At 70.8% G+C, this 24,627-nt stretch carries 25 protein-coding genes; 11 read left to right on the plus strand and 14 right to left on the minus strand.

Annotated features, from left to right (window positions below):
• The first annotated feature begins 109 nt into the window (after positions 1-109).
• Positions 110-697: a hypothetical protein gene (locus ABD327_RS20475; protein WP_344452146.1), complete on the plus strand. Its 588-nt coding sequence runs from the start codon at positions 110-112 to the stop codon at positions 695-697.
• Between the two features lie 58 nt (positions 698-755).
• Here the strand turns inward: ABD327_RS20475 and ABD327_RS20480 are convergent, their stop codons facing one another.
• Positions 756-1,154 (minus strand): hypothetical protein, encoded by a 399-nt coding sequence (locus ABD327_RS20480; protein WP_344452147.1) that lies wholly within the window; start codon positions 1,152-1,154, stop codon positions 756-758.
• Between the two features lie 385 nt (positions 1,155-1,539).
• On the opposite strand from ABD327_RS20480, the gene ABD327_RS20485 reads away from it, so the two are divergent.
• Positions 1,540-1,692: a hypothetical protein gene (locus tag ABD327_RS20485; protein ID WP_344452148.1), complete on the plus strand. Its 153-nt coding sequence runs from the start codon at positions 1,540-1,542 to the stop codon at positions 1,690-1,692.
• 56 nt (positions 1,693-1,748) lie between these two features.
• On the opposite strand, the gene ABD327_RS20490 is transcribed toward ABD327_RS20485, so the two are convergent.
• The 3 genes from ABD327_RS20490 to ABD327_RS20500 are packed head-to-tail and all read right to left on the minus strand — an operon-like array spanning position 1,749 to position 4,053.
• Positions 1,749-2,732, minus strand: a complete 984-nt coding sequence (locus ABD327_RS20490; RefSeq protein WP_344452149.1) for an ABC transporter permease — start codon at positions 2,730-2,732, stop codon at positions 1,749-1,751.
• On the minus strand, positions 2,729-3,619 hold the full coding sequence (locus ABD327_RS20495) for an ABC transporter ATP-binding protein (RefSeq protein ID WP_344452150.1): 891 nt from the start codon (positions 3,617-3,619) through the stop codon (positions 2,729-2,731). Before ABD327_RS20495 ends, ABD327_RS20490 begins: the two co-directional genes overlap by 4 nt.
• 5 nt (positions 3,620-3,624) lie before the next feature.
• Positions 3,625-4,053: a GntR family transcriptional regulator gene (locus ABD327_RS20500; protein ID WP_344452151.1), complete on the minus strand. Its 429-nt coding sequence runs from the start codon at positions 4,051-4,053 to the stop codon at positions 3,625-3,627.
• Between the two features lie 136 nt (positions 4,054-4,189).
• Here ABD327_RS20500 and ABD327_RS20505 point away from each other — a divergent pair, with 136 nt between their 5' ends.
• The 4 genes from ABD327_RS20505 to ABD327_RS20520 all read left to right on the plus strand — a co-directional run bounded on the left by ABD327_RS20505 (position 4,190) and on the right by ABD327_RS20520 (position 7,517).
• Positions 4,190-4,813 carry a TetR/AcrR family transcriptional regulator gene (locus tag ABD327_RS20505; RefSeq protein WP_344452152.1) on the plus strand — a complete coding sequence of 208 codons (624 nt, stop codon included), beginning with the start codon at positions 4,190-4,192 and terminating at the stop codon, positions 4,811-4,813.
• Complete coding sequence (locus ABD327_RS20510) at positions 4,810-4,938, plus strand: hypothetical protein (protein WP_344452153.1); 129 nt, start codon at positions 4,810-4,812, stop codon at positions 4,936-4,938. Before ABD327_RS20505 ends, ABD327_RS20510 begins: the two co-directional genes overlap by 4 nt.
• A 224-nt stretch (positions 4,939-5,162) precedes the next feature.
• A complete protein-coding gene (locus ABD327_RS20515; RefSeq protein WP_344452155.1) occupies positions 5,163-6,335 on the plus strand; it encodes a glycosyltransferase 87 family protein in 1,173 nt (390 codons plus the stop codon).
• Between the two features lie 36 nt (positions 6,336-6,371).
• Positions 6,372-7,517 carry a glycosyltransferase family 4 protein gene (locus ABD327_RS20520; protein WP_344452156.1) on the plus strand — a complete coding sequence of 382 codons (1,146 nt, stop codon included), beginning with the start codon at positions 6,372-6,374 and terminating at the stop codon, positions 7,515-7,517.
• A gap of 8 nt (positions 7,518-7,525) precedes the next feature.
• On the opposite strand, the gene ABD327_RS20525 is transcribed toward ABD327_RS20520, so the two are convergent.
• Both ABD327_RS20525 and ABD327_RS20530 read right to left on the minus strand, forming a co-directional pair.
• Positions 7,526-8,194 carry a LuxR C-terminal-related transcriptional regulator gene (locus tag ABD327_RS20525; protein ID WP_344452157.1) on the minus strand — a complete coding sequence of 223 codons (669 nt, stop codon included), beginning with the start codon at positions 8,192-8,194 and terminating at the stop codon, positions 7,526-7,528.
• A complete protein-coding gene (locus tag ABD327_RS20530; protein WP_344452158.1) occupies positions 8,182-9,453 on the minus strand; it encodes a sensor histidine kinase in 1,272 nt (423 codons plus the stop codon). Before ABD327_RS20530 ends, ABD327_RS20525 begins: the two co-directional genes overlap by 13 nt.
• 160 nt (positions 9,454-9,613) lie before the next feature.
• Here ABD327_RS20530 and ABD327_RS20535 point away from each other — a divergent pair, with 160 nt between their 5' ends.
• Positions 9,614-11,221, plus strand: coding sequence for an alkaline phosphatase D family protein (locus tag ABD327_RS20535; RefSeq protein WP_486303499.1), 1,608 nt, complete (start codon positions 9,614-9,616; stop codon positions 11,219-11,221).
• Between the two features lie 171 nt (positions 11,222-11,392).
• Here the strand turns inward: ABD327_RS20535 and ABD327_RS20540 are convergent, their stop codons facing one another.
• The 4 genes from ABD327_RS20540 to ABD327_RS20555 form a co-directional block, all read right to left on the minus strand.
• Entirely contained in the window at positions 11,393-11,953 is a 561-nt protein-coding gene (locus ABD327_RS20540) for a tetratricopeptide repeat protein (RefSeq protein WP_344452160.1), read from the minus strand.
• A gap of 149 nt (positions 11,954-12,102) precedes the next feature.
• Positions 12,103-13,608, minus strand: a complete 1,506-nt coding sequence (locus tag ABD327_RS20545) for an NYN domain-containing protein (protein WP_344452161.1) — start codon at positions 13,606-13,608, stop codon at positions 12,103-12,105.
• Positions 13,609-13,831: 223 nt separating this feature from the next.
• Positions 13,832-16,159 carry a zf-HC2 domain-containing protein gene (locus tag ABD327_RS20550; protein WP_344452162.1) on the minus strand — a complete coding sequence of 776 codons (2,328 nt, stop codon included), beginning with the start codon at positions 16,157-16,159 and terminating at the stop codon, positions 13,832-13,834.
• Between the two features lie 99 nt (positions 16,160-16,258).
• Complete coding sequence (locus ABD327_RS20555) at positions 16,259-16,708, minus strand: hypothetical protein (RefSeq protein ID WP_344452164.1); 450 nt, start codon at positions 16,706-16,708, stop codon at positions 16,259-16,261.
• A 68-nt stretch (positions 16,709-16,776) separates the two neighbouring features.
• Here ABD327_RS20555 and pyrE point away from each other — a divergent pair, with 68 nt between their 5' ends.
• Positions 16,777-17,310 carry an orotate phosphoribosyltransferase gene (pyrE, locus tag ABD327_RS20560; protein WP_344452165.1) on the plus strand — a complete coding sequence of 178 codons (534 nt, stop codon included), beginning with the start codon at positions 16,777-16,779 and terminating at the stop codon, positions 17,308-17,310.
• Positions 17,311-17,380: 70 nt separating this feature from the next.
• On the opposite strand, the gene ABD327_RS20565 is transcribed toward pyrE, so the two are convergent.
• Together ABD327_RS20565 and ABD327_RS20570 are read right to left on the minus strand one after the other, a co-directional pair.
• Positions 17,381-17,773 (minus strand): hypothetical protein, encoded by a 393-nt coding sequence (locus tag ABD327_RS20565; protein WP_344452166.1) that lies wholly within the window; start codon positions 17,771-17,773, stop codon positions 17,381-17,383.
• Between the two features lie 136 nt (positions 17,774-17,909).
• Positions 17,910-18,572: a DedA family protein gene (locus tag ABD327_RS20570; protein ID WP_344452167.1), complete on the minus strand. Its 663-nt coding sequence runs from the start codon at positions 18,570-18,572 to the stop codon at positions 17,910-17,912.
• A gap of 279 nt (positions 18,573-18,851) precedes the next feature.
• On the opposite strand from ABD327_RS20570, the gene fbaA reads away from it, so the two are divergent.
• The 3 genes from fbaA to ABD327_RS20585 all read left to right on the plus strand — a co-directional run bounded on the left by fbaA (position 18,852) and on the right by ABD327_RS20585 (position 21,958).
• The gene (gene fbaA / locus ABD327_RS20575; RefSeq protein ID WP_344452168.1) at positions 18,852-19,871 is read left to right on the plus strand and encodes a class II fructose-bisphosphate aldolase; all 1,020 of its coding nucleotides are present in this window, start codon (positions 18,852-18,854) and stop codon (positions 19,869-19,871) included.
• A gap of 43 nt (positions 19,872-19,914) precedes the next feature.
• Complete coding sequence (locus ABD327_RS20580; protein ID WP_344452169.1) at positions 19,915-20,322, plus strand: DUF3151 domain-containing protein; 408 nt, start codon at positions 19,915-19,917, stop codon at positions 20,320-20,322.
• A 352-nt stretch (positions 20,323-20,674) separates the two neighbouring features.
• Positions 20,675-21,958 (plus strand): adenylosuccinate synthase, encoded by a 1,284-nt coding sequence (locus tag ABD327_RS20585; protein ID WP_344452170.1) that lies wholly within the window; start codon positions 20,675-20,677, stop codon positions 21,956-21,958.
• Between the two features lie 122 nt (positions 21,959-22,080).
• On the opposite strand, the gene ABD327_RS20590 is transcribed toward ABD327_RS20585, so the two are convergent.
• Together ABD327_RS20590 and ABD327_RS20595 are read right to left on the minus strand one after the other, a co-directional pair.
• On the minus strand, positions 22,081-23,901 hold the full coding sequence (locus ABD327_RS20590) for a WD40 repeat domain-containing serine/threonine protein kinase (RefSeq protein ID WP_344452171.1): 1,821 nt from the start codon (positions 23,899-23,901) through the stop codon (positions 22,081-22,083).
• Positions 23,902-24,024: 123 nt separating this feature from the next.
• Complete coding sequence (locus tag ABD327_RS20595; RefSeq protein WP_344452172.1) at positions 24,025-24,540, minus strand: DedA family protein; 516 nt, start codon at positions 24,538-24,540, stop codon at positions 24,025-24,027.
• Positions 24,541-24,627: the final 87 nt, after the last annotated feature.

Here is a 24,627-nt window from a genome sequence, read left to right on the forward strand (position 1 = left end):
CTTCTCGTTCCGCTCCCCGTCTCCTCCGCAGGACCGCCCTCGGCGAACTCACCGCCTTCTCATCGAGGAACCGGACATCCCCTGCCTCTCCGTCCGTACGATGATCGGCGTGGCAGGCCGCGAGAAGAAGCAGAAGAAAACGGACGCCCAGAAGAAGGCCGAGGCGGCGCGGAAGGCCCGGACGGCCCAGCGCGCCCACACGGTGCGGCGCGCCCGCCGGCAGGAGCGCCCCGCGCCCTCCGCCTCTCCCTCTCCCGCCCCCGCCTCCGGCGCTTCCCGGTGGGTATCGGTCGTCCTGGTCCGTTTCCTCGCGGTCGCGATCGCCGGTTACCTGGCCGCCCTCTCGGCCACCGTCTCCTTCTTCTCCGGCGCCTTCCTGCTCACCGAGGAATCCCGCCCGTTCTCCGGCGCGGCCATGATCGCGGGAGGCGCCCTCGCCGTCCCCCTGCTCCTCTACTACGGCGCCGCGAAACTGACGGCCCGCTCCTCCGAGCTCACCCGAACCCCCCAGGACCGCCTGCGCTGGTCCCTGCTCGCCTACGTCCTGACCGCCCTGCTCACAGTCCTCTCCGACTTCCAGTTCGCCCCGTTCCCCCTGGCCGTCCTCCCCGCCGCCCTCATCGTCGGCAAGCGCACCTTCCGGACCGCCCTCATCGCCTGCCCCCTCCTGGCCTGCCTCGTCCTCGCCCTCTGGTGAACACGATCCTCCGGCGACGAGCGAGAAGCCGCGCGGTAGCCGCGGCCGCCGGGGCTCGTCAGGGCTGGGAGGCGGGCCGGAGCCGGGCCTGGTGGACGGCGCGGACCACGGCCGCGGCCACCGTGGTGGTGACGAGCATGCCCGCCACGACCATGGTCGCGCCGACGGCCCACAGGCCGCTCTCGTCGGCGGACCAGAACACGACGGTGGACACCGCCATGCCGAAGGTCGAGGCGAGGATCGCCGTCCGGTAGCGGCGGGAGAAGGCCGTCGCCAGGACCAGGGCGGCGAGGACGAGCACCATGCCGGCCACCTGCCACGGCTCGTAGGGGCCGCTGACGGTGCCGTCGGGGTGCTCGTCGTACTTCTGGTCCCAGCCGAGCCAGACGGCCCAGTTCAGGAAGGTCGCCGCGGCCACCGCGATCCACACACCGAAGCTCTTCGTCTTGTCTCTCATGGGTCAAGAGTCCCGTAATGACCGTTCTTCGGGCAGGGCCGGGATACTCAACCGGCCCTGAGTACCCGGACCGCGAGAAAAGATGTTGACACCATCGCGGACATGAGTGTTATTGTCTTGGACATGGAGATCTGATCCTTACAGGTTGAGCACAGCGCCCTGCGTCACGCGGGCCCGCTCCCTTCGCACATCCCCTTCATCACCCCTGCCGTGGGCGTTTCATGATGCCTCCACCTGGCACGGGACCATTTTCTGCCTTTGTCTCTTCAATGCCCTGCCATTCTTCGGCGGGCACGGAGGTCTTTTTCCCATGCGCGACGACAGCCGAATTCAGCAACCCCGGAAAGTCACCGTCCCCGGTTTCGAGAGCTCGCAGGAGGCTGCTTTGCCCGCCAAGAACACCAGCAAGAAGTCCGGTCGCAAGTCCCTGCTCAAGGGCACCGACCAGAGGTCCGCGGCCCTGGGGCGGAACGCCATGGGCCGCAACAACGCCCGCAGGCTGCCGACCCGCCAGATGAACAACCGCGGAGGCCGCTGATCCCGTGCCCGAGGCCGCCGGACCCGCGAGGTCCGGCGGCCTCGGGCGCACGCCGTTCAGGAGAGGGCGCTCAGCCGTCGGACGGCCAGTGCGAGCAGCAGCGCGGTGAGGGCGAGGAAGACGCCGGTCTCGATGCCCTGGAACAGCCAGAACCTGTCGCCCGGCTGGTAGAGCTGCCAGTTGTGGGCGCCAGTGCCCAGTTCCTGGATGTCCCGGCTGCACATCGAGTCGCCCGGAGGGCAGGGACCGATCTTGGCGTCCGGCAGAACGAGTTCTCCGGCGCCGTTACGGATGCCGTGGGACTGGATCCAGTCACCGGCGGCCGGGTTGACCAGGTCGCTGCTCCCCAGCGCGTACGTCAGCGTCTCGGGCGGCAGGTAGCGGGGGCGGGCCAGCAGTTCGATCCCGATGCGGACGGCCGCGAAACCACCGACGGCGACGCCCATCGCGGGCAGGACCTTGCGCTGGTACACGCCCGCGAAGACGCCCAGGGCCACGGCGAACAGGGTGTAGGCGACGGGAACGACGCCCTGCACGTCGAAGGCGAGGTATCCCATGCGGGAGCCGATGGCGGCCACCAAGGGGGCGAACCACCAGGAGACGCCCAGCGCGTACACCACCGCCACCAGCAGGGTGAAGCCGCCGACCAGCCCGAACTTGGCCAGCGCCCAGCGGGTGCGGCTGACCCCCTGCGTCCACGCGAACCGGTGGGTGCCCTCCTCCAGTTCCCTGGCGACCAGCGGGGCTCCGAAGAAGACGCCCACGAAGACCGGCAGGATCACGAACAGGACCGCGACGAAGGACAGGCTGCTGTACTTCTGCTGGAATTCGTGGGCCAGCATCTGGCACTTGTCCGCGCTCTCCGTCTGCGCGATCAGCGACTCGCCGCCCAGCCCGGCCAGGCAGGCCTTCAGCCCGGTGTCCTCGAACCGCCCGTGCATGGCGAGGCCGGTCGGCACCAGGACGGCCGCCAGCGCCGCCAAGGCGATCAGCGTGTACAGCACCTGCTTGCGGTGCTGCCTCCAGGTCAGCCAGATCACGCCGTCACCTCCCACGCGGTGTTCGTCTCTCGGGTCTCGGCGTCGGCCAGGTACGCCAGGACCAGGTCCTCCAGGCCCACCTCGTGCTCCGTCCATTCCGGATCCAGGGCGGGCAGGGCGCGGGAGCGCACCAGGAGCGTGGACTGCCGGTCGGTGTGCGCGGCGCGGACGACCTTCTCCACGCCGGCCGGCGTCCCCGCGTCACGCGGCCCCACCAGGAGGCGGTGCCCGTCCAGCAGCTCGTCGACGGGGCCGGCCAGCTGGACGTGCGCGCTCTGCAGCACGATCAGGTGGTCGCAGGTGCGTTCCAGCTCCGCCAGAAGGTGCGACGAGAACAGCACGGTGGCCTCGCTTTCGGCGACCGCGCCCATCAGCGCCTGCATGAACTCCCGGCGGGCGAGCGGGTCGAGGGCCGCGACCGGCTCGTCCAGCAGCAGGAGCCGGGGGCGTTTGGCCAGCGCCAGGGCGAGAGCGACCTGCGCCCGCTGCCCGCCGGAGAGCTTGCCGACCGGCCTGTCCGGTGGGATGCCGAGCGCGGACAGCCGGTCCCGGGCGAGCGCGTCGTCCCAGCGCCGGTTCAGCCTGCCGCCCAGGGAGATGAGCTCGCGCGCCGTGAAGTCCCGGTAGAGCGGGGTGTCCTGAGCGACGAACCCGATCTCCGACAGCGCCTCGGTGCCGTCGCGCGGTTCCTTCCCGAACACGCGCACCCGTCCCTCGTCGGGCTTCAGCAGCCCGACGGCCAGGTGCAGCAGCGTGCTCTTGCCCGCCCCGTTCGGCCCGACCAGGGCGGTGACGCGTCCCGCCGGAAGCCGGAACGTGCAGTCCCGCAGCGCCCAGGTCCGTCCGTAGCGCTTGCCCAGCGCCTCGGTCTCCAGAGCCGGTTCCATCCCGTTCACGCTCCTCGGCTGTGCGTCGGCCCCGCGATGTCCTGCGGGGAGGAGGGTGTGAGATCAGTCCGCATCGTCGTGTCGATCAGTGCGGCGACGTCCTCGCGGGACAGTCCCGCGGCCTGCGCCCTGCCCAGCCAGGCCACGAGTTCCTCCCGCAGTTCCGCCTGGTTGCCCAGTGACGGCCCGGCCAGGGTCTTCACCACGAAGGTGCCCACCCCGGGCCGCCCCTCGGCGAGCCCTTCCACTTCCAGCTCGCGGTAGGCCTTGTGCACCGTGTTCGGGTTGACGGCCAGCGCCTGCGCCACCTCCCGCACCCGGGGCAGCTGGTCCCCCGGTCGCAGGAGCCCCACCCGCAGCGCCTGCTTCACCTGCAGGACGAGCTGCATGTACGTCGCGACCCGCGAACGCCTTTCCAGCACGAATTCGATCATCGACACCCCGTCTCATTGTCCTACGACAATAGGACAACATACCGGCGATCTTCCCCGCAAGCCGGAAACGAGATTGAGCGAACGCTCAAAAAGCTCTAGCCTCCTGGTTGAGCGATCGCTCAACCAGGAGGCGGAGATGGCTGCTGACACTAGGGAAAAGCTGGTCAGAGGCGCTTTGGAGACGTTGCGCACGCGCGGTATGGCGGGGGCTTCCGCGCGGCACATCGCCGCTACGGCGGGGGTGAACCAGGCCCTGGTCTTCCACCACTTCGGCAGCGTCCACGGCCTGCTGGCCGCGGCCTGCGAGTTCGGAGCCCGCGAACAGGTGGACGCCTACCGCGCCGGATTCCAGCGCGTGCGCTCCCTCACCGAACTACTGGAACTGGGCCGGACGATCCGCGCCGACGAGCGGACCGACCTCGCGATGCTCGCCCAACTCCTGGCCGGAGCCCAGGCCGCCCCGGAACTCGCCCCCGCGACGGCCGCCGGCCTGGCCCTGTGGTCCGAAGAGATCGAGCGGGTACTCCACCGTGTCCTGACGGCGACCCCCCTGGCCGAGTTCGTGGACGTCGGAGGCCTGTCCCGCGCCGTCACCGCCGCCTTCATCGGCCTCGACCTCTACGAAGGCGTCGACCCGAAGGAGGCCGACCGCGCCATCGCCTCCCTGGAACAGCTCGGCCGCCTGATCGCCGTCCTGGAGGACCTCGGCCCCGTCACCCGCCTGGCCATCCGCACCCAGCTCCGCAGAGGCACCCGATGAGCGAGAAATGCGGAGTCCGCCTCACCGTCCACAGCCCGGAGGACGGCCACGAGCGGCCCGGCAGACTCAGCCTGCTGTTCGTCCGGACGATCGGCCTGTGCGCGGCGGCCTTGATCTCCTGCTGACAGGAGTGATCGCCATTCCCGTGGCGTTGCTCCTCGGGGTGACGGCCGTCACTCGCCAGTGACCCCGTGCCTTCTCCGCTGGTCGCGTTGGTAGGGGAAACCCGACCAACAGGTCTCGACCTGGCCGTCATGACCCGGGCAGCCCGCCCGACTGCAATGGCAGGGTGCTTAATCATCAGGCTTTCCGAACATGGAATTCCCGCTCGTGGTGGGTCGCGGGCTGGGTGTCCGCGGCACTCTGGGCCGTCGCGTTCCCCCTCTTCTCCACGCTGGGGACGCACCGTTTCTGGGGGATCTGTGCCGCGATCGGGTACCTCGGGGCGGCCGTCGCGGCGGGCCGACTGCCGTGGCCTCGGGCACGGGTCGTATCGGTGGGGTGGGCGCTCGCCGGTGCGGCCGTCGTTCCCTTCCTCTGGCTGGTGCTGACCGGCAGTGCGCAGAGCGAGGTCGGCGTCATCGAGCGTTCCGGAACGCTGCTGCTCCAGCACGGCACGCCGTATCTGGCCGATCCGCGCACGGTGCACGAATACACCCCTTACCTGCCCGGCATGGCGGCTCTCGGCCTTCCCCGGGCACTGTTCGGCGATGACGGCTTGCTCCGGCCTCTGGGAGATTCACGCGTGTGGTGCGCGGTGGCGTTCCTCGGCTGCCTGTGGGCCGGACGAAGGGTTCTGCGGACGAGCGGCGGGCCAGGCGCCCGCCTGTGGGACTCCTCTTACGGGCTCCCCCTCGCGGTCCTGGTCGCCTCACCGGTCGTCGCGCTGCCCCTGTGCGTCAGCGGGGTGGATCTGCCGCTCATCGGGCTGCTCTGCCTCGCTCTCGCCCTGGCCGCCCGGCACCGCCCGGTCGAGGCGGGGCTGGTGCTGGCCGTAGCCTGCTCGCTGAAGTGGACGGCCTGGCCCGCGGTCGCGGTCGCCGTGTCGCTGCTGGCCCACGCCTCGGGACGACGCGCGGCACTGCGCTGCGCCGGCGCGTCCCTGGCCGGTACCGCCGCGCTGGTCCTCCCCTTCGTCTGGTCGTCGGCGGAAGCCGTGGTCCAGCAGGTGTTCGCCTTCCCCACCGGGCGCGGCGCCCTGCCGACCCCTGCGAGCAGCCCGCTGCCTGGACGGCTGCTGACGGATCTGGGACCTGCCGGCCGGTACGCGGCCGTGGCCCTGCTGCTGGCGGGCGGTCTGGCCGTGGCCGTCTCCCTGAGGATCCGGCCGCCGCACGATGTGGTGTCCGCCGCCGACCGGCTCGCCGCAGGCCTGTTCCTGGCCTTCCTGCTGGCGCCCGCCGGCCGGTTCGGCTACCTGGCGCTGCCCGTGGTGCTGGCCGTGTGGGCCCGGCTGTCCGGAGCGGAACGCCACACCGCGGTGAGCCGCCCGCCCGCGCCCTCCGTGCCGATCGCCGCCTGAGCATCCCCTTCTCTTCTCCCGCGGAGGCGGCACCCCATGAACACCACTTTGATCGTGACCAACGACTTCCCTCCCCGGCAGGGCGGTATCGAGACCTTCGTACATGCCATGGCGACCCGGCTCCCGAACGTCGTCGTCCACACCTCCAGCGAACCGGGCGCGGCCGCGTACGACGCCGCCCTTCCGTTCCCCGTGATCCGGGACCCCTCTCGCACGCTGTTGCCGACCCCCCGCGTCACCCGACGCGTGCTGGAGACCGCCCGCGAGCACGGATGCGACCGGGTCTGGTTCGGAGCGGCCGCGCCGCTGGCCTCGATGGCGCCCGCCTTGAGGCACGGCGGGATCCAGCGCATGGTGGCCACGACCCACGGCCACGAGATCTGGTGGGCCCGCACGCCGGGAGCACGCCGGATTCTGCGCAGGATCGGCGACCATGTGGACGTGGTGACCTGTCTCGGCGAGTACGCCCGACGCCGGATCGCGCCCGCGCTCGGACCCCGGGCCCGGCTGGAACGGCTGGTGCCGGGAGTGGACACGGCCGTGTTCCGGCCTTCTTCGGACCGCGCGCGTGAGGTCCGCGACCTGCATGGGATCACCGGAACGCGACCGATGGTCCTCTGCGTCTCCCGGCTCGTGCCCCGCAAAGGCCAGGACATGTTGATCCGGGCGCTGCCGCTGATCCGGCGATCGGTACCGGACGCGGTTCTGATGATCGTGGGCAAGGGCCCCGACGAGGCGCGGTTGCGCGGGCTGGCCGACCGTTATGCGCCCGGAGACCAGGTGGTCTTCGCAGGCGGCCGTACCCATGCTGAAACGGCCCCCTACTACTCGGCCGCGGACGTGTTCGTCATGCCGTGCCGGACGAGACGAGTCGGGATGGAGGCGGAAGGACTGGGCATCGTGTTCCTGGAGGCTGCCGCGAGCGGGCTTCCCGTGGTGGCGGGCGACTCCGGCGGTGCTCCGGACACGGTACTGCCCGGAATCACGGGCGAGGTGGTCGACGGACGGGACGTACGGGCCGTGGCCGACGCGACCGCGAGGGTCCTCCGCTCCCCTGACCGCGCGGCGATGGGAGAGGCCGGACGGCTGTGGATGGAGAGGCAGTGGTCGTGGAACGCCTCGGCGGATCGTCTGGCACGGCTGCTGACGCCGGGCCCGGACCGGGCCGCGCATCGTGCGTGAGTACCGTCCTACGCCGTGACATCCTCGCCGCGCAGGTGGGCCAGGACGGCGAGGACGCGGCGGTTGCCCTCGGTCGGGTCGACGTCCAGCTTCATGAAGATGTTGCCGCAGTGCTTGACCACCGAGGCCTCGGTGATGGTGAGCCGCTGGGCGATGGAGTGGTTGTTGAGGCCTTCGGCCATCAGTGCCAGCACTTCCCGTTCCCTGGGCGTCAGCCGCTGGAGCGGCCGGTCCGCCGTCTGCTGTCGCAGCAGGACCCGGATCACCTCGGGGTCGATGACCGTCGCGCCGCCCGCCACCCGTTCCAGGGCGTCGAGGAACTCCGCGACCTCGCCGACCCTGTCCTTCAGCAGGTACCCCAGCCCGCCCTCCGCGGGGGCGGCTCCCCCCAGCAACTGCGTGGCGTAGGCGGTCGCGACGTACTGAGAGAGCACCAGCACCGGCAGACCCCGGTGCCGGGCACGCAGATCGAGCGCGGCCTTGAGTCCTTCGTCGCGGAATCCGGGCGGCATCCGCACGTCCGTGATGACCACGTCCGGCTGGTCGGCGTCGACGGCGCGGGCCAGTTCCCCGGCGTCCCCGACGGCGGACGTCACCTTGTGGCCGACCCGGGAGAGCAGTTCGACCAGCCCTGCGCGCAGCAGGACGGCGTCCTCGGCGAGCACTACGCGGAGCACGGGACCTCCACGCGCAGCCGGGTGGGTCCGCCGGGTGGACTGCTCACGATGAGCCTGCCTTTCACGATGGCCAAGCGGTCGGCCAATCCTTGCAGCCCCGCTCCGGCCGCGGGATCGGCGCCGCCGCGGCCGTCGTCGGTGACCAGCAGCACGAACACACCGCCCCGCACCCGGCCCTCGACCGAGATCCGGCCGGCTCCGCTGTGCTTGGAGGCGTTGGTGAGGGCCTCGGTGAGGGTGAAGTACGCCGTCGTCTCGACGGACGCGGGGAGCCGGTTGGGCACGTCGAGGTCGACGGTCACCGGGATCGGGTTGCGCAGCGCGAGTTCGGCGACTGCGGCGGGCAGCCCGTGGTCGGCGAGCACCTGCGGGTGGATGTCCCGGACGAGGTCACGCAACTGGTCCAGGGCCTGGCGGGCTTCGCCCTTGGCCCGGGCGAGGAGCGGGACGGCGGGCGAGTCCTGGCCGCGCAGCTCCAGCTCCGCCAGGCCCAGGGTCATGCTGAGGGCGACGAGCTGCTGCTGGGCGCCGTCGTGCAGGTCGCGCTCAATGCGGTGCCGTTCGGCCTCGAAGGCGTCGAGCAGCCGGGCCCGGGAGCGTGTGAGCTCGATGATCTGGGCGCCCTCCTCGCGGGCCGACAGCAGGAACCGCGCGGTGCTCACCTGCGCTCCGGTCAGCAACGCGCCCGCGTACACGGCCAGAAGGAGGCCGAGCAGCCCCGCCGCCGTGCCCCCCAGGGCCTCGACCGGACCGGAGACGGCTCTGCCCGGGATCAGCATCACGGTCTCTGGTGAGAGCGCCCACACGATGACGGGCGTCGCCACCAGGATCAGAGACATGCCGAGCAGGGCGGTGAATCCGAACCCGGCGGCGGTGAACACCACCGCCCAGAGCAGGGTGTAACCGAGCTCACGCCAGGTGGCCCGCTCCCGGAGCCGGGTCCGCAGCCGACTCATGATCCCGGCGCCGGGCAGCGCTCCGTGCGGGGAGGGCAGGCGCTCCGGCTCGACGATCCGCAGCCTGCGCCGTTCCAGGGCCGCCACGGGGATGCCGGATACCGCGACGGCCAGCAGGATCACCAGGCCGATGCCCAGGAAGGACGATCCGACCCCGCCGACGATCAGTACGGCGAGCACGGCGAACAGGGAGAACCCCAGGACGGTGCCGCTGAGCAGGAAGGCCCAGCAGCGCAGCGGCCAGGCCGTGAAGGGGAAGCGCAGAGGCTCGCGCCGCAGGGCGTCCCAGACCGCGACGGTCATCGGTAGAGGCCTCCCGGCGACGACGGATCGACGAAACCGCTTCCTTTTCGACCCTAGCCTGTGTCCACCGCTACTACGGGTCGGCGGAGTGCCGGTCCTGGACTCCGGGTAGCAGGGGATGTGTAGACGAGAAGGTAGGAGTTCAGGTGTGATGTCTGACATGACGGCAGCGTTGGTACTCGGGCCTCTTCTTCGGAATGTCACGGAGCGGACGGCGACCCTGTGGGTGGAGACGACCGAGGCGTGTGAGGTGAGCGCGCTCGGGCGGACCGAGCGGACCTTCACGGTGCACGGACACCACTACGCCCTGGTGGACGTGGAAGAGCTGGAGCCCGGGAGCACCACCCCCTACGAGGTGCTGCTGGACGGCAAGAAGGTGTGGCCGCAGCCCGGGAGCGAGTTCCCGTCGAGTGTGATCCGGACGGTCGACCCGTCGCGGCCCGCGCGGATCGCGTTCGGGTCCTGCCGGGTCTCGCCCGCCTCGCAGGAGACGCACGGGGTGGACGCGCTCAGCGCCTTCGCCCACGAGCTGAAGAACGGGGCCGAGCCGCCGACCGCCCTGACCATGATCGGCGACCAGGTCTACGCCGACGCCACCGGCGAGCGCATGCGCGACTTCATCAAGGGGCGGCGGGACATCGACAGCGGAGCCGGCGAGGAGATCGCCGACTTCGAGGAGTACACCGAGCTGTACCGGCTGGCCTGGATGACCGACCCCGCCGTCCGGTGGCTGTTCTCGACCGTGCCCGTGTACAGCATCTTCGACGACCACGACGTCCGGGACGACTGGAACACCTCCTACGTCTGGCGCCAGTGGGTGGCCGAGCAGCCCTGGTGGAAGTCGCGGATCGTCGGCGGACTCGGCTCGTACTGGGTCTACCAGCACCTGGGCAACCTCACCCCGCAGCAGCGCCGCGACGACGCGCTCTACCAGCGGATCAAGGAGCTCGATGACGGCGGCGCGATCCTCGACGAGTTCGCCGAGCAGGCCGACCTGAAGCCCGAGACGGCACGCTGGTCCTTCCGGATCGACCTCGGCGGCACCCGGGTCGTCGTCATCGACACCAGGGCGTCGCGGCTGCTCACCGAGACCCGCCGCGCGATGCTCGACGACGCCGAGCAGGCGTGGGTCGACGATCAGCTCACCGGGGACGTCGACCAGCTCCTCATCGCCAGCTCGCTGCCGTTCCTGCTGCCGCGGACCATCCACCACCTCGAGGCCTGGAACGAGAAGATCGCCGCAGGCGGGCGCAGGAACGACCACACCAGGAACAAGCTCGCGGAGAAGATCCGCCAGGCCATCGACCTGGAGCACTGGGCGGCGTTCGGAGAGAGCTTCGAGGCGATCGCCAAGGCCGTCACCGAGGTCGTCCAGGGGCAGCGCGGGAAGGCGCCCCAGCATGTCTCGTTCCTCGGCGGCGACGTGCACTACAGCTATCTCGCGCGGGTGAAGGGGCTGCCGATCAACCAGATCGTGTGCTCGCCCTTCCGCAACCCGCTGGGCGCGAAATTCCAGTGGGCCAACCGGCTGGCGGCCATGGTGTGGGGGAACATCCCCGCGCGGCTCGTCGCCAAGACCGCGCGGGTGCCCCGGCCGCCACTGCGCTGGCGGCTCACCGACGGGCCCTGGTTCGACAACGCGATCGCGACGGTCTCACGGGACGAAGTCGTGTGGCAGGCCCCGTCCGGACCGACCGCGCTCACCGAACTGCACCGGGCTCCGTTGGACTACAGGCGGACGCGCAAGGCGTCCGGCGAGGAGCGCTAGGCGCCCCGGCGGACGCGCGAGGCACCCGGAAGGGCGCACTGAGCACGCCGACGAACGTGCGAGGCGCTCGAAGAGGCACATTGAGCACCACAGCGGACGCGCAAGACGCTCGAAAAGGCACACTGAGCACGACAGCGGACATACCGGGTGACCGGTGTGTCCGGGAACGCGCTAGGCGTCGAGCAGGTCGTCGTACTCGTCCTCGGGACGGCCCAGGTCCACGCGGGCGCGGAAGCGCAGGCGCAGCAGCCCCTCGAGGCTGTCGGCCGCGTCTCCGCGCTCGTGCGCGGGCATGTCGAGCACGAGGTCGGCGCCCAGGGTGGCCCAGGTGTGCGCACCCAGCAGGTCGCCGTACTCGTAGAGCACCTCGGCGACGCTGCGGTAGACCTCCGGGTCGCTGGGCTTGCTGTCCCTGACCTGAGCAAGCAGGTCCAGCGCCCCGGCCTTGTCGTCGAGCTTCAGCAGGGCGTCGGCCAGGTAGACCCGGGGGTCCCCGTACACCTCGCCGCCGTCCTCGATGGCCTTGCGGTACACCTCCGCGGCATGCGCGTGGTCACCGGCGTGCTGGAACTGCTCCCCGGCCCTGAGCAGCACCTTCGCCCGGGAGACGCCTTCGGCTCCGGTGGCCCGGTCCGCCAGCTCCGCGAGCCGCACCGCGGCCGCCCGGTGCTGTCCCGTCCGCAGCCCGTCGAACTCCAGGTCGTCGAGATCGGCTTCCGTCACGTGGGTCACGGCTATGACGTTACCCGCGAGTCGCTCCCGAAACCGGAGGAATCCTCAAGATCGTCTAAACCTGCGCCAAAGGACGGGTGTGTTCGGCACCCGCCGGCCCTCACTCGGGAAAGCGCTCCAGGGCGCCCCGGCGGCGCGACACGGGACGGTCAGCGGCGGGCGCGCTCCAGGGCGTCCCAGAATCCCCGGCGGAGGGCGTGGCGGACCTCGTCGTGGAGGAGGAAGTCGATGGGGAGGGACGAACCCTGCAGGAGGCGGGCCTCGAGGTCGGAGGGCATGCGGGGCTTACGGGCCAGGACCGCTTCGAGCCAGAGGGCGGGGGCGTCCCTGGCCACCGACTCACCGAAGTCCTGGCCTTCGGTGTGGGCGGCCTGGACGGCGTCCGACAGGGACGGCGCCTGGGGCGAGCGGGACTGGGGGACCAGGGAGTTCGGGCTGGTGTAGGAGCCGTACTGGGGCAGGGCGGGAGGAGAGGACTGCGCCGGGGGCTGGCTCGCCGGCGGCGTCAGCGGATAGGCGGGGAGACCGCCGGTGCCGGTGCTGGTGGGGCTGGTGAAGGACGACTGCGGCGGCAGCGACGGGGACGTCGAGGTCGGAGGGAGGGGCGTCGGGCCCGTGGACGTCGCGGAGGACGAGCCGTACGAGGGGCTCAGATAACTCGGCGGGGACTGCTCCTGCGAGCCGTACGGATCCTTCGCGGCGTACGGGTCCTGCGTCCTGTAGGGATCCTGCGAACCGTAAGGTTCCTTCGCGCCGTAGGAGTCCTGCGAGCCGTAGGAGTCCTTCGCCCGGTAGGAGTCCGGTGTGCTGTAAGAGCTCGGGGTGCTGTAGGAATCCTGAGTGCTGTAGGAGTCCTGAGGGCTGTACGGGTCCCGCGAGCCGAAGGTGAGGCCGTTCAGCGCCGGGGGCGCGCCGGACACCGGGGCCGCGAACTGGGAGGCCCCCACGGGCGCGGGAGCCGCGGACGGCGGGGTGAGCGGGGAGGACTGCGGCGCCGACGCGTGGGACGCCGATGGGGAGTGCACGCTGTCCTGCAGCGCCGCCAGGGGCGAGGAGCCGGTGGTGGTGCCGTGGCCGTTGGACAGCGGCGACGGACCCGTGTCGGAGACGCGGTCCAGACCCGACAGGAGGCTGACGTAAGGGCGGAGCCGGCTCGCGCCGACCTCGACGAGGTCGTCGCACTCCTGGCGCAGCAGCCGGGAGACCGTCAGGTCGCCGCCGGCGGGGACGTGCGCGACGGTGACGCGGACGCCGAGGTCCTGGGCGTCGCACAGCACTCCCACGAGGTCCTCGTCACCGCTGATGACGATGGCGTCGGAGATGGCGTGGTTGCGCGCCAGGGCCAGCAGGTCGCGGTGCAGTTCGGTGTCGACGCCGTCACGGCGGCCCGGGCGGCTGCGGCCCAGCCGCAGTTTCACGCCGGGAAGGTCGGCCAGCGCCTCGTGCTCGGGGCCGCGCCTGCCCTCGACCGCGGACTCGTACCAGTAGCAGCGCAGCAGCGGCAGCCCGGAATGCTCCCTCGCCAGCTCCCCCAGCAGTTTGAGCAGCCCGTCGAGATCCCAGGAGACCTGTTCGCGGTGCCGGGTGCCGTGCACCGCCGCCCCGCCCTCCGATAGCAGGTAGCCGGCGTCTATGAACAGCGCACAGCGATCCACGAGAACACCGAACCTCTCGACCCTGGGGTAGCTCTAGCGTAGTGAAGGCCACTCGTGCCGTATGCCGTTCCGGCGATTCGCCATCCTTCACCGCGTCCAAGGCGTACGCAAGAGCCCGGGCACGGGCAGAGTGACGTGGGCAACTGTCAGCGCGGACGCTACCAGTCGTTCTGGTCTGTCCGGAATGAGTTCACATCATCTTTACGGGGAATCTCGAGACCGGTCAGCGGCGCGAGGGTGTCATGACCGTTACCACCCCCACCATCAGGGCGTCGGCCGTGGACACGACCTCCAGCACGGACTTCTCGGTCGGCTGCGCCCGGTAGGACACCAGATCCATGCCGAAGGACAAGGTTCTCTCCCCTTCCGCCAGCGTCCCGGTGAAGGCGTTGGGCGAACTCAGCGGCCTGCCGTCGAGCAGCACCGTGTCGCCGGCGCGGGCGGCGTCCCCCTCCCAGGCCAGCAGTCCGATCCGCGCGGGAGCACCGGACGGCAGGCCGCCCAGCGGAACGCGCAGCCGTGTCGTGCCGCCGGTGCCGAGCGCCCGTGCTCCGTCGAGCACCACCGTCCTGCCCGGCTCCGCCTCCGGGTCGTCGGAGACGACCACCAGGCTCCAGCCCGCGTACGTGCCGGGCCCGGTGAGCGCGGGCACGTCGGCCACCCACCAGCGGCCCCCGTCACGGCCCGCCCGGCGCACCTGCTCGGTGACCTCGGCGAACGCCTGGTACGCCTGGTGCTCCGGCAGGCTCACCCGTTCCGTCCAGGACGCCTCGACCGTCCGGTAGCTCCCGGACGGGCCGCGCAGCCTCGCGGTGTACTTCCGCGGGTCCGCCTTCCCCGAGTCGGGCTCCGTCATCCCCGACCAGTAGAGACCGGCCCAGCGCACCCGGCCGGACGCCTCGAGCAGCGCCGGGCTGGAGGCGACGGTGCCGTCGGCCCCGTCGAGGTCGAGCGGGCCCATCTCCCACCGGTCGTTGTCGAGCCGCACTCCCCTGCGCTGCCGGGCGGGCCCGCACTCGGGCTCGTGGCCGGGACAGCTCAGCAGTATGTTGCCCACCATGGTGACGCGCACCCGGCCGTCGACGGCGAACCGGGCGGGCAGCCCTGACGCGCCGACCCCGGCCGAGGCGCGGCCGCGGACGGCCGAGCCGGGAAGCACGACCGACGGCGACGCCCCCGGACCGGCGTCCGGGGCCACGGCGACGGGAAGGTGGGCCGAGGCGCCACCACCCGGGGGGAGCGGAGGCCGGCCGCAGCGCAGCACGCTCTCCACCGGCCGGCACGACCAGCCTTCGTCCAGGGCGCCGGACGAACCGTCGTGCCACGCCACGCCGCGCGGCAAGGACACGTCCGCCACCACCTCGCCGGACCGCACGGCCCCCTCGTTGCGCACCGTGAGGACGACGATGCCCGTCCGGCCCGGCACCAGCGCGCCCACCGGCTGGACGCCGGCCTTCAGCACCGGCAGCGCCCTGGACTCCACGGGCCGTGGCGGGGCGGGTGGACCCGGCCTGGAGGAGAGGGTCCGGATCATCCGTTCCGTCTCGTTCACCTGGTCCGTCTGGGCCCTTCGGGAAGGCGAGCGCGCCGGACGCCTCGGATCCGGTTCCTCCGCCACCGGCGTCTCCCCTTGGCGGACCAGGGTCCGGGGCTCTCCCGTCGGCCATACGAGCAGCCCCGCCGTGAGCACGACGGCCACCGCGCCGGCCGTGGCCACCCGTTTTCGTCTTCCGGGAGACGAGCGCCACCACCACGCCGACAGCACCGTGCCCACCCACCGGAACGGCAGGCCGATTCCCCTGGGCAGCAGATAAGCCGACGCCGCCGTGCCGAGGACGAGAGCCGCGACGTCCGGCAACCTGCCGCCGACGTCCTTGAGGTCGGCGACCGCCGTGCGGCACCGCGCGCATCCCCGCAGATGGCTCCGCACCCGCACCGCCTCGCGGTCCGTCAGGTCGCCCCGCAGGTACACGCGGATCCTGTCGAGGACCGGACGGCACTCCGGCGGCAGCGCCTCGGCCAGGTGCAGCTGGAGGTAGGCCTGCCGGAGCCCCTCCCTGGCCCGGTGCGCCAGCGCGGTGACGCCGTCGGCGCCGATCCCGAAGAGCTGCGGCACCCGGCCGGGACTCGTTCCCTCGACCGCGGTGTGCCACAGCACCGCCCGCCACCGCTCGGGCAGCGAGAGGTAGGCCCGGACCACCGTCCTTCCCTCCAGCCCGGCCAGGGCCGGGTCGACGAAGGGGATGTCCGGGTCGAAGGTCTCGCGTTCGGTGTCCCGGTGCCCGGCGACCGCCCGGCGCAGGGTGGTGAGCAGGAAGGGGCGGAAGGCATCGGACGGGCCGCCGCCCTGCCGCAGGATCTCGAAGACCGCGGCGAAGGCCCCGGCCGTCACGGCCTCGGCCTCCTCCCGGCCGCGGGTCAGCAGCCCCGCCAGCCGCAGCGCCGCGCGTCCGTGCCGCTCGCGGAGCTCGCCGCAGGCCTCGTCATCACCTTCTCTGGCCCTCGTGATGAGGACGGCATCACCCTGAACCGCCCTCGTGTGCTCACCCATGGATACCCCTTTGCCCGCGCCTGAATGTAACCTATTGGCTACCGAGGGTCGCCGGGGCGGATTCCACAAAGCGTTTTTCCGGGGAGGCCGTTCTCAGATTCAGAGGGATCCGATCAGCTCGCGCAGCGCGTGCGCGAGTCCCTCCTCCTCGGTCTCGGCCGTCCGCCAGGCCCGCAAACGCGCGGCGTCCAGCCGCGGATCCCCTTGGGAGGTCGCCAGGTAGCCGCAGGGCGCGTCCGGCCAGTCCCCCGCGGGCGCCGGCAGTTCCGCGTCGACGAAGACGTACCCGCCGACCAGCCGGTGCGCCGCCCGCTGCGCGCCGCCGAGCGCGGGCATCAGCGGACCGGCGAGGCCGTGCGCCACCAGCACCAGCGGCGTCCGCGGGTCCGCCGCGCCGATCTGCAGCGCCGCCCCCGCCACGTACCGGTGCCCCGACTCCGGGGCGTCCCTCGGATCGGGCGCCAGGAGGCGATGACCGGCGGCGCGCAGCTCGTCGCGCAGCCTGGCGGACGGAGGAAAACCGAGGAGAACGAGGGTTCCGGGCGTCATGCCGCCATCGTTACAGCTCCGGCGGACGGGTGACGCCTCCCCGCGGCCGAGGGTCCTAGGGTTGAGGGGTGAGCGATCGTGATGAGCTGCTGAAAGAGATCAAGACGAAGGCCGTGGTGCACGGCGACTTCACCCTCTCCTCCGGACGGAAGGCGTCCTTCTACGTGGACCTGAGGCGGGTGACCCTGGACGGGGAGGCCGCGCCACTCGTCGGGCGGGTGATGCTCGACCTGACCACCGACCTCGGGTACACGGCCGTGGGCGGGCTGACGCTGGGCGCCGATCCGGTGGCCACCGCGATGCTGCACGCGGCGGCGGCGCGCGGGCAGAAGCTGGACGCGTTCGTGGTGCGCAAGGCCGTCAAGCAGCACGGGATGCAGCGGCGGATCGAGGGGCCGGACATCTCCGGACGCCGGGTGCTCATCGTCGAGGACACCTCCACCACGGGCGGTTCCCCGCTGACCGCGGTGGAGGCGGCCCGCGAGGCGGGGGCGACGGTCGTCGGCGTGGCGACCGTCGTGGAGCGCAGCGCCGCCGAGCCCATCACGGAGGCCGGGCTGGAGTACCGGTACGCCTTCGACCTCGAGGCCCTGGGCCTCTGACCCTCAAGCGCCGGGAGATCCGGGCTGGGCCGGAACCCTCCGGCTCAGCCGCCGGCGCGCTCTCGCCGGCTCACCCGACGATGCTGGGCTTGCCCTCGACGAATTCGATGGTGACGCGCTGCTTGGCCGGGAGCGGGAAGCGCTCACCGCCCACGAACACCCGGACCGCCGACGAGTCGGAGATCGTCAGGCTCAGGTCCTTCCAGATGATCTTGCGCACGTCACCCTGGACCAACTCGCCGTCCAGGACGACCTTGGTGTTGCCCGGCGCCGCGGCGAAGACCTCGACCTTCTTCCCGACGACCTCGAGCCTGGCGTAGGCGGTGTCGTCCTTCGCGCTGGTGAGGACCTTGTCGGGGTCGGCGGTGGTGGAGGAGGACGTTCCGGGAGCCGCCGCCTCCGTGTTGAAGGAGCTCACCAGTGCCATACCGCCCACCACCACCAAGGCCACGACCAAGGCCACGGCCGCGCCGATGATCACGATACGTGCAAGACCCTGAGGGTCATTTCGGTGACGTCCCACGTGCCCGAGGGTAGCGACACAAAGACAGTGGGGCGACCGGTATGACCGATCAGTGGGCGATAAACCCATCCGTTAGCTACTGTCCGAGACCTTTAGTTTCGGACCGCCCTTTCATGACCTCGCGCACGATCGGGATGACCGAGAGCACCAGGATCACCGCGACGCCCGGCAGGATGTACCTGTCGATGTTCGGGACCGAGGCGCCCAGGTAGTGGCCGAGCAAAAACAGCGAGTCGCACCAGATGACCGCGCCGATGGCGTTCCAGACGAAGAACCGCTTGGCGTCCATGCCGAGCATGCCGGCGAGCGGGTTGAGGAACGTCCGGACGATCGGGACGAACCGCGCGATCACCACGGCCTTCTCCGGGCCGAACCGGTTGAAGTAGTACTCGGCCTTCTCCACCCACTCCTTGCGGAAGATCTTGGAATCCGGCCGGTCGAACAGCTTGCGCCCGTACTTCGCCCCCAGCCAGTGCCCGAGTTGCGCGCCCACGATGGCGGCGATCGGCCCCCCGATCAGGAGCACGGGCAGGGAGATCTGCTGGAACTCGACGCCGTTGAGCTCGCTGACCGCGGTGAGGATCCCCGCGGTGAACAGCAGGGAGTCCCCGGGGAGGATGCAGCCGAAGAGCAGCCCGGTCTCGGCGAAGATGATCGCCAGCACGCCGATCGCGGCGAACGCACCGAAGAGTCCGAGCCAGTACTCCGGGCTCAGCGGGGTGGAGGCGAGAACATGCACGACGCGAGCCTATCCAGAGCCCGCCCCGGCCGAGTTCGACTTCCTTGGGAAAAGCGACCAGCAGCCCAAAGAGGACATCAATTCAAAATCGCCCACAGTGGCCCAAGTCGGCCTAAGTGACAGGGACATGCTGGTGGGGGGTCCCTACAGGCACAACCCCTGTCCGAGGACGAACAGGCGATACGAGATAGTAAGGACTGAGGCAGACCATCGCCGCACCCTCCTGCGGCACCACCGCGGCTGCGGTGGCTGACCTGCCCCGTCATGAGAGGAAAGCACATGCCCATCGCCACTCCCGAGGTCTACGCCGAGATGCTCGACCGCGCCAAGCAGGGCGGCTTCGCATACCCGGCGATCAACGTGACCTCCAGCCAGACGCTCAACGCGGCACTGCGCGGGTTCGCCGAGGCGGAGAGCGACGGCATCATCCAGGTCTCCACCGGTGGAGCGGAGTACCTGTCCGGGTCCCTCAAGAGCATGGTCACCGGCTCCGCGGCGTTCGCCGAGTACGCCCGCGTCGTGGCCGCCGAGTACGACGTCAACATCGCCCTGCACACCGACCACTGCCCCAAGGACAAGCTGGACGGCTTCATGCGTCCGCTGATCAAGATCTCCCAGGAGCGGGTGGCGCGCGGCCAGGAGCCGCTGTTCCAGTCGCACATGTGGGACGGCTCCGCCGTACCGCTGAAGGAGAACCTCGAACTGGCGGCCGAACTGCTGGCCGAGTCCGTCAAGGCGCGCACGATCATGGAGATGGAGATCGGCGTCGTCGGCGGCGAGGAGGACGGCGTCGCCCACGAGATCAACGAGAAGCTGTACACGACCGTCGAGGACGCGCTGGCGACCGTCGACGCCGTCGGCACCGGTGAGAAGGGCCGCTACATCCTGGCCGCGACGTTCGGCAACGTCCACGGCGTCTACAAGCCCGGCGCCGTCAAGCTGCGTCCGGAGGTCCTGAAGGAGATCCAGGACGCCGTCGCCGCCAAGTCCGGCAAGGACAAGCCGTTCGACCTGGTCTTCCACGGCGGCTCCGGCTCCACCCTGGAGGAGATCCGGGAGGCCCTCTCCTACGGCGTCATCAAGATGAACATCGACACCGACACCCAGTACGCCTTCACCCGCCCGGTCGCCGACCACATGCTCCGCAACTACGACGGCGTCCTGAAGGTCGACGGCGAGGTCGGCAACAAGAAGCTGTACGACCCCCGCTCGTGGGGCAAGGCCGCCGAGGCCGCCATGGCCGCGCGCATCGTCACCGCCTGCGAGGACCTGCTGTCCGCCGGCAAGAAGATCAAGTAACCCTGAGGTGAGGGAAGGGGGCCGGGTTGCCTACCATGCGGGTATGACCCAGAACCTGCTCGGCGGCCCGCCCCCGACCCACCTGCCCGACGTACCGGAGGCCTCGCGGCTGCTCGCGGACGGCGCCGACCCGTACGAGGTCGCGGCGAAGTTCCCCGCCTTCCCCACGGTCTGGGCCGAGCTGGCCGAACGCGCCTTCGCCAAGGGCAGCGTCATCGAGTGCTACGCCTACGCCCGCACCGGCTACCACCGCGGCCTGGACGCGCTGCGCCGCAGCGGATGGAAGGGCCACGGCCCCATCCCGTGGTCGCACGAGCCGAACCGGGGCTTCCTGCGCGCGCTGGCGGCCCTCGGACGCGCCGCCGCCGCGATCGGCGAGGACGAGGAGGCGCAGCGCTGCCGGACGTTCCTGAGGGACTCCAGCGAGGAAGCCGCCGAGGCTCTGAGCTGACCCGTCCGTCCAAGAGACGACCCCCAGGCCCCCGAGCCCGGGGGGCGGCCCCCGGGCCCCCGAAACGGGGTCGGCCGATCCTCGCTCCGCTGCGGTCGTCTGACCCACCTGGGGGACGACCCCCAGACCCCCGAAACGGGGCCAGCCGATCCTCGCTTCGCTGCGGTCGTCTGACCCACCTGGGGGCGACCCCCAGACCCCCGAAACGGGGCCAGCCGATCCTCGCTCCGCTGCGGTCGTCTGACCCCGCCTGTTTCCTCGCAGCTCAGAGGCAGGTAAGATCTGATCGCAAGAGGCCCCTTGTCGTACTTGCGATCAGGGGCTTTATCTTTGGCCTTAAGGAGATCGTCAGATGCCGGCCATCGTGCTCGTCGGTGCTCAGTGGGGTGACGAAGGAAAGGGGAAGGCGACCGACCTGCTCGGCGGGAAGGTCGACTACGTCGTCCGCTACCAGGGGGGCAACAACGCCGGACACACCGTCGTCATCGGGGACAAGTCCTACGCCCTCCACCTGCTGCCGTCGGGGATCCTCTCCCCCGACGTCGTCCCCGTGATCGGCAACGGGGTGGTGATCGACCCGGGGGTGCTGCTCCAGGAGATCGACGGCCTCAAGGCCCGCGGCATCGACTGCGGACGGCTGCTGATCTCGGCCAACGCGCACCTGATCATGCCCCACCACCGGGCCCTCGACAAGGTGTCCGAACGCTACCTGGGCAAGGCCCGGATCGGCACCACGGGCCGCGGCATCGGCCCCGCCTACGGCGACAAGATCGCCCGGATGGGCGTGCGGGTCCAGGACCTGTTCGACCCGGGCATCCTGCAGAAGAAGATCGAACTGTCGCTGCGTGAGAAGAACCAGGTCCTCACCAAGGTCTACAACCGGCGCCCGATCCTGGTCGACCCGATCGTCGAGGAGTACCTGGAGTACGGCGAGCGCATGCGCTCGTACGTCGCCAACACCGAACTGGTCATCAACAAGGCGCTGGACGAGGACAAGGTCGTGCTGCTGGAAGGCGCCCAGGGCACCCTCCTGGACATCGACCACGGCACCTACCCGTTCGTGACGTCGTCGTCCCCGACGGCCGGCGGCGCCTGCGCGGGCTCTGGCGTCGGACCCACGAAGGTCAAGAGCGTCATCGGCATCCTCAAGGCGTACACGACGCGCGTCGGCGCGGGACCGTTCCCGTCCGAACTGCTCGACGAGATGGGCGAGTACCTTCGCACCACCGGCGGCGAGTACGGCGTGACGACGGGCCGCGACCGCCGCTGCGGCTGGTTCGACGCCGTCATCGCCCGCTACGCCTCCCGCGTCAACGGCATCACGGACTTCTTCCTGACGAAGCTGGACGTGCTGTCGGGCCTGGAGCAGGTCCCCGTCTGCGTCGCCTACGACGTCGACGGAGAACGCCACGAGGAGATGCCCTCCACCCAGACCGAGTTCCACCACGCCAAGCCGATCCTGGAGTACCTGCCGGGCTGGAAGGAGGACATCACCTCCGCGAAGTCCTTCGACGACCTGCCCCCGAACGCGCAGTCCTACGTGAAGCGCATCGAGGAGCTGTCCGGCGCGCAGATCTCCGCCATCGGCGTCGGCCCCGGCCGCGACCAGACCCTGACGATCCGCGACCTGATCTGACGGTCTCCACGGCTCACAAGACACCCTCCGGTCCCGCGACCGGAGGGTGTCGCGTTTCACCGGGACTCATCCGTCGTCCCTGAGCTCGCCGATGAAAGCGCGCCACGTTGGCTCAGGCGCGTTCAGGAGGAGAGGGACTGGAGGTCCCACACCCGCATGAGGCCGTCCTGGCCGCCGGACAGGAGGACGGGGCGTCCGTCCGCCTCGCCGAACGTCACCGAGGTGATCGGGCCGGTGTGGCCGGTGAGGGGCGGGCCGTCGGGGCGCATGGTGTTCAGGTTCCACATCCACACCGCGCCGTCCTGTCCTCCCGCCGCCGCGAAGGGCTGCTCGTTGACCTCGCCGAACGCCACGGAGGCGACGTCGGAAGGACCGGTGAGCGGCTTTCCGACGAGCCGCATGTCGGTGAGGTCCCAGACTCTTATCTCGCCGTCCTTTCCGGCCGACAGGGCGACGGGGCAGCCGTTCACCCGCCCGAAGGCCATCGAGCAGACCTCGCCCGTGTGGCCGTCGAGGGCCCGGCCGACCGGTCGTATCGCGGCCAGGTTCCACAGCCGTACCGTGCCGTCGCTGCCGCCGAACAGGGCCATCGGACGGCCTTCCATCTCGCCGAACGCCACGGAGACGGCACCGTTGACGGAGTCGGCGAGGGGGATCAGGCGCATGTCGATCGGATCCCACAGCCGTACCGCGTCGCCGTCCCCGGCGGACAGGACGACAGGACGGCGCCACACCTCGCCGAAGGCCACCGACCTGATCCGGGTTCCGGGACCGGTGGAGGACCTCCCGAGGATCTGCGAGGTCTCCAGATCCCAGAGCCGCATCAGGCTCTCACCCGCGGTGAGGGCGACAGGACGGCCCCGCACCTTGCCGACCGCCGTCGAGCAGACCCGGTGCGGCAGAGACGGACCCATATGACGGTTCTGGAGCCTTCCGAGCGACTCCATACGCCCCAGGTCCCAGACGCGCAGCTCTCCGTCGTCCCCGCCTGACAGCGCCAATGGACGGCCGTCCACCTGCCCGAACGCCACCGAGGTGATCGCGCCGCCGTGGTCGAGAGACCGGCTGCCGCGGGGTCCGGGGACCTGGCCGGAGCCGGGAGGAGGGGCGATCGCGAGCGGGTACGAAGGCCGTGCCTGAGAGGAGAGGAGGGCCAGGAGCGCGTCGGTGGCGGTGGGCCTGCCGGCCGGGGCCTTCGACAGGGCGGTGGCGACGACGTCCCGCAGGGAGGCGGGCAGCGAGGAGACGTCCGGGTGGTGGAGGAGGACGCGGTGCAGGGTGGCGGGGACGGTCGCCGCCTGGAAAGGGTGCGTGCCGGTGGCCGCGTAGAGGATCGTGGCCGCCCAGGCGAAGAGGTCGGTGTGCGAGCCGATGGCCCCGATCTCGGGATCCACCTGCTCCGGCGCCATGTACGCGGGAGTGCCGATGAGGCGGCTCGCGTCCGCGGTGATGGTCTCCAGGGCGCGGGCGATGCCGAAGTCGACCACGCGGGGGCCGTCCGGCCCGAGGACGATGTTCTCCGGCTTGAGATCGCAGTGCACGATCCCCGCCGCGTGGATGGCCACCAGCGCGGTCAGCGTCCCCGCGGCCAGCCGCATCAGCTCCCCGTCCTCGGCCGGCCTGTCCGAGGTGATCCGCCGCGCCAGGGACGGCCCCGGGATGTACTCGCTGATCACGTACGGAAGGCTCTTGTGCTCGCCCACCTCCAGGACCCTGGCCGTGTAGTCGGACACTCGCCGGGCCACCTGGATCTCCTTCAGGAAGCGCTCCCGGGAGCTGCCGCGGACCACGTAGCGCTGATGCAGCAGCTTGAGCGCGACCTTCCTGCCGTCCGCCTCGGCGAGATAGACGATGCCCTGACCGCCCTCCCCCAGCACCTCCAGCAGCTTGTACCGGCCCACCGCCTGGGGGTCCCAGGCATCCAAAAGCCGAGGCCCCGGCATACCACCTCCACCCACCCAGCCCAGGGAACCACCTCACCGTCGTAATATTTTACCTTTTTCTGACTAAATTCAGTAGATAGTTGATCCCACGGCCACAACAGGCCCCACAGGACCCTCTGGTGTTCAGAGTGGGAGGGCGGGGGCGGCGGCGAAGCCGAGGGCCACGCAGACGGGGGCCCAGAGGGCGCCGGCGAGGGCGGACCAGGCCAGGTAGCCGCGCAGGGGCGTGCCGCTGATGCCGCACAGGGTGGGGACGAGTGTGCGCAGGACGGCGGTGAAACGGGCGACCAGGATGGCCTTGCCCCCGTGGCGGGCGATCAGTTTCAGCGCACGGTCGGTCTGCTGGGGCCTCCTCCAGCGCTGCGGGAGGCGCTGGAGGAGGCCGTGCTGCCAGTGGCGGCCCGCCAGGTAACCGGCGATGTTGCCCGCCACCGCGCCGATCAGGGCGGCGACGAGGATCGCGGCGAGCGGGACCCGCTGGTGGTAGGCGAGGATCCCGCCGGCGACCACGGCCGTCTGCCCGGGGACCACCACGCCGATCAGCGGCAGCGCCGCCTCCAACGCCGGAACGAGCAGGACCATGGCCAGCGCGCCCCATACCCCGATGGACGCCGCGTTCCCGGTCAGCCATTCCAGCATTTTTCTTCCTCCGCCTCGTTTCCGAGTTTCCCGACGTCCCAAGACAATCGAAAAGCGGTGTGGAAGTCCCTCCCACTGCTCTCCCTT

It is taken from the genome of Actinocorallia aurantiaca (genome assembly GCF_039533685.1).
Classification (GTDB): domain Bacteria; phylum Actinomycetota; class Actinomycetes; order Streptosporangiales; family Streptosporangiaceae; genus Actinocorallia; species Actinocorallia aurantiaca.

Bases quoted from the DNA above. Each gene is read 5' to 3' on its own strand.
- ABD327_RS20480 (WP_344452147.1), bottom strand. From the start codon at position 1,154: ATGAGAGACAAGACGAAGAGCTTCGGTGTGTGGATCGCGGTGGCCGCG.
- ABD327_RS20495 (WP_344452150.1), bottom strand. From the start codon at position 3,619: ATGGAACCGGCTCTGGAGACCGAGGCGCTGGGCAAGCGCTACGGACGG.
- ABD327_RS20500 (WP_344452151.1), bottom strand. From the start codon at position 4,053: ATGATCGAATTCGTGCTGGAAAGGCGTTCGCGGGTCGCGACGTACATG.
- ABD327_RS20505 (WP_344452152.1), top strand. From the start codon at position 4,190: ATGGCTGCTGACACTAGGGAAAAGCTGGTCAGAGGCGCTTTGGAGACG.
- ABD327_RS20510 (WP_344452153.1), top strand. From the start codon at position 4,810: ATGAGCGAGAAATGCGGAGTCCGCCTCACCGTCCACAGCCCGGAGGAC.
- ABD327_RS20520 (WP_344452156.1), top strand. From the start codon at position 6,372: ATGAACACCACTTTGATCGTGACCAACGACTTCCCTCCCCGGCAGGGC.
- ABD327_RS20530 (WP_344452158.1), bottom strand. From the start codon at position 9,453: ATGACCGTCGCGGTCTGGGACGCCCTGCGGCGCGAGCCTCTGCGCTTC.
- ABD327_RS20535 (WP_486303499.1), top strand. From the start codon at position 9,614: ATGACGGCAGCGTTGGTACTCGGGCCTCTTCTTCGGAATGTCACGGAG.
- ABD327_RS20550 (WP_344452162.1), bottom strand. From the start codon at position 16,159: ATGGGTGAGCACACGAGGGCGGTTCAGGGTGATGCCGTCCTCATCACG.
- ABD327_RS20555 (WP_344452164.1), bottom strand. From the start codon at position 16,708: ATGACGCCCGGAACCCTCGTTCTCCTCGGTTTTCCTCCGTCCGCCAGG.
- fbaA (WP_344452168.1), top strand. From the start codon at position 18,852: ATGCCCATCGCCACTCCCGAGGTCTACGCCGAGATGCTCGACCGCGCC.
- ABD327_RS20580 (WP_344452169.1), top strand. From the start codon at position 19,915: ATGACCCAGAACCTGCTCGGCGGCCCGCCCCCGACCCACCTGCCCGAC.
- ABD327_RS20585 (WP_344452170.1), top strand. From the start codon at position 20,675: ATGCCGGCCATCGTGCTCGTCGGTGCTCAGTGGGGTGACGAAGGAAAG.
- ABD327_RS20590 (WP_344452171.1), bottom strand. From the start codon at position 23,901: ATGCCGGGGCCTCGGCTTTTGGATGCCTGGGACCCCCAGGCGGTGGGC.
- ABD327_RS20595 (WP_344452172.1), bottom strand. From the start codon at position 24,540: ATGCTGGAATGGCTGACCGGGAACGCGGCGTCCATCGGGGTATGGGGC.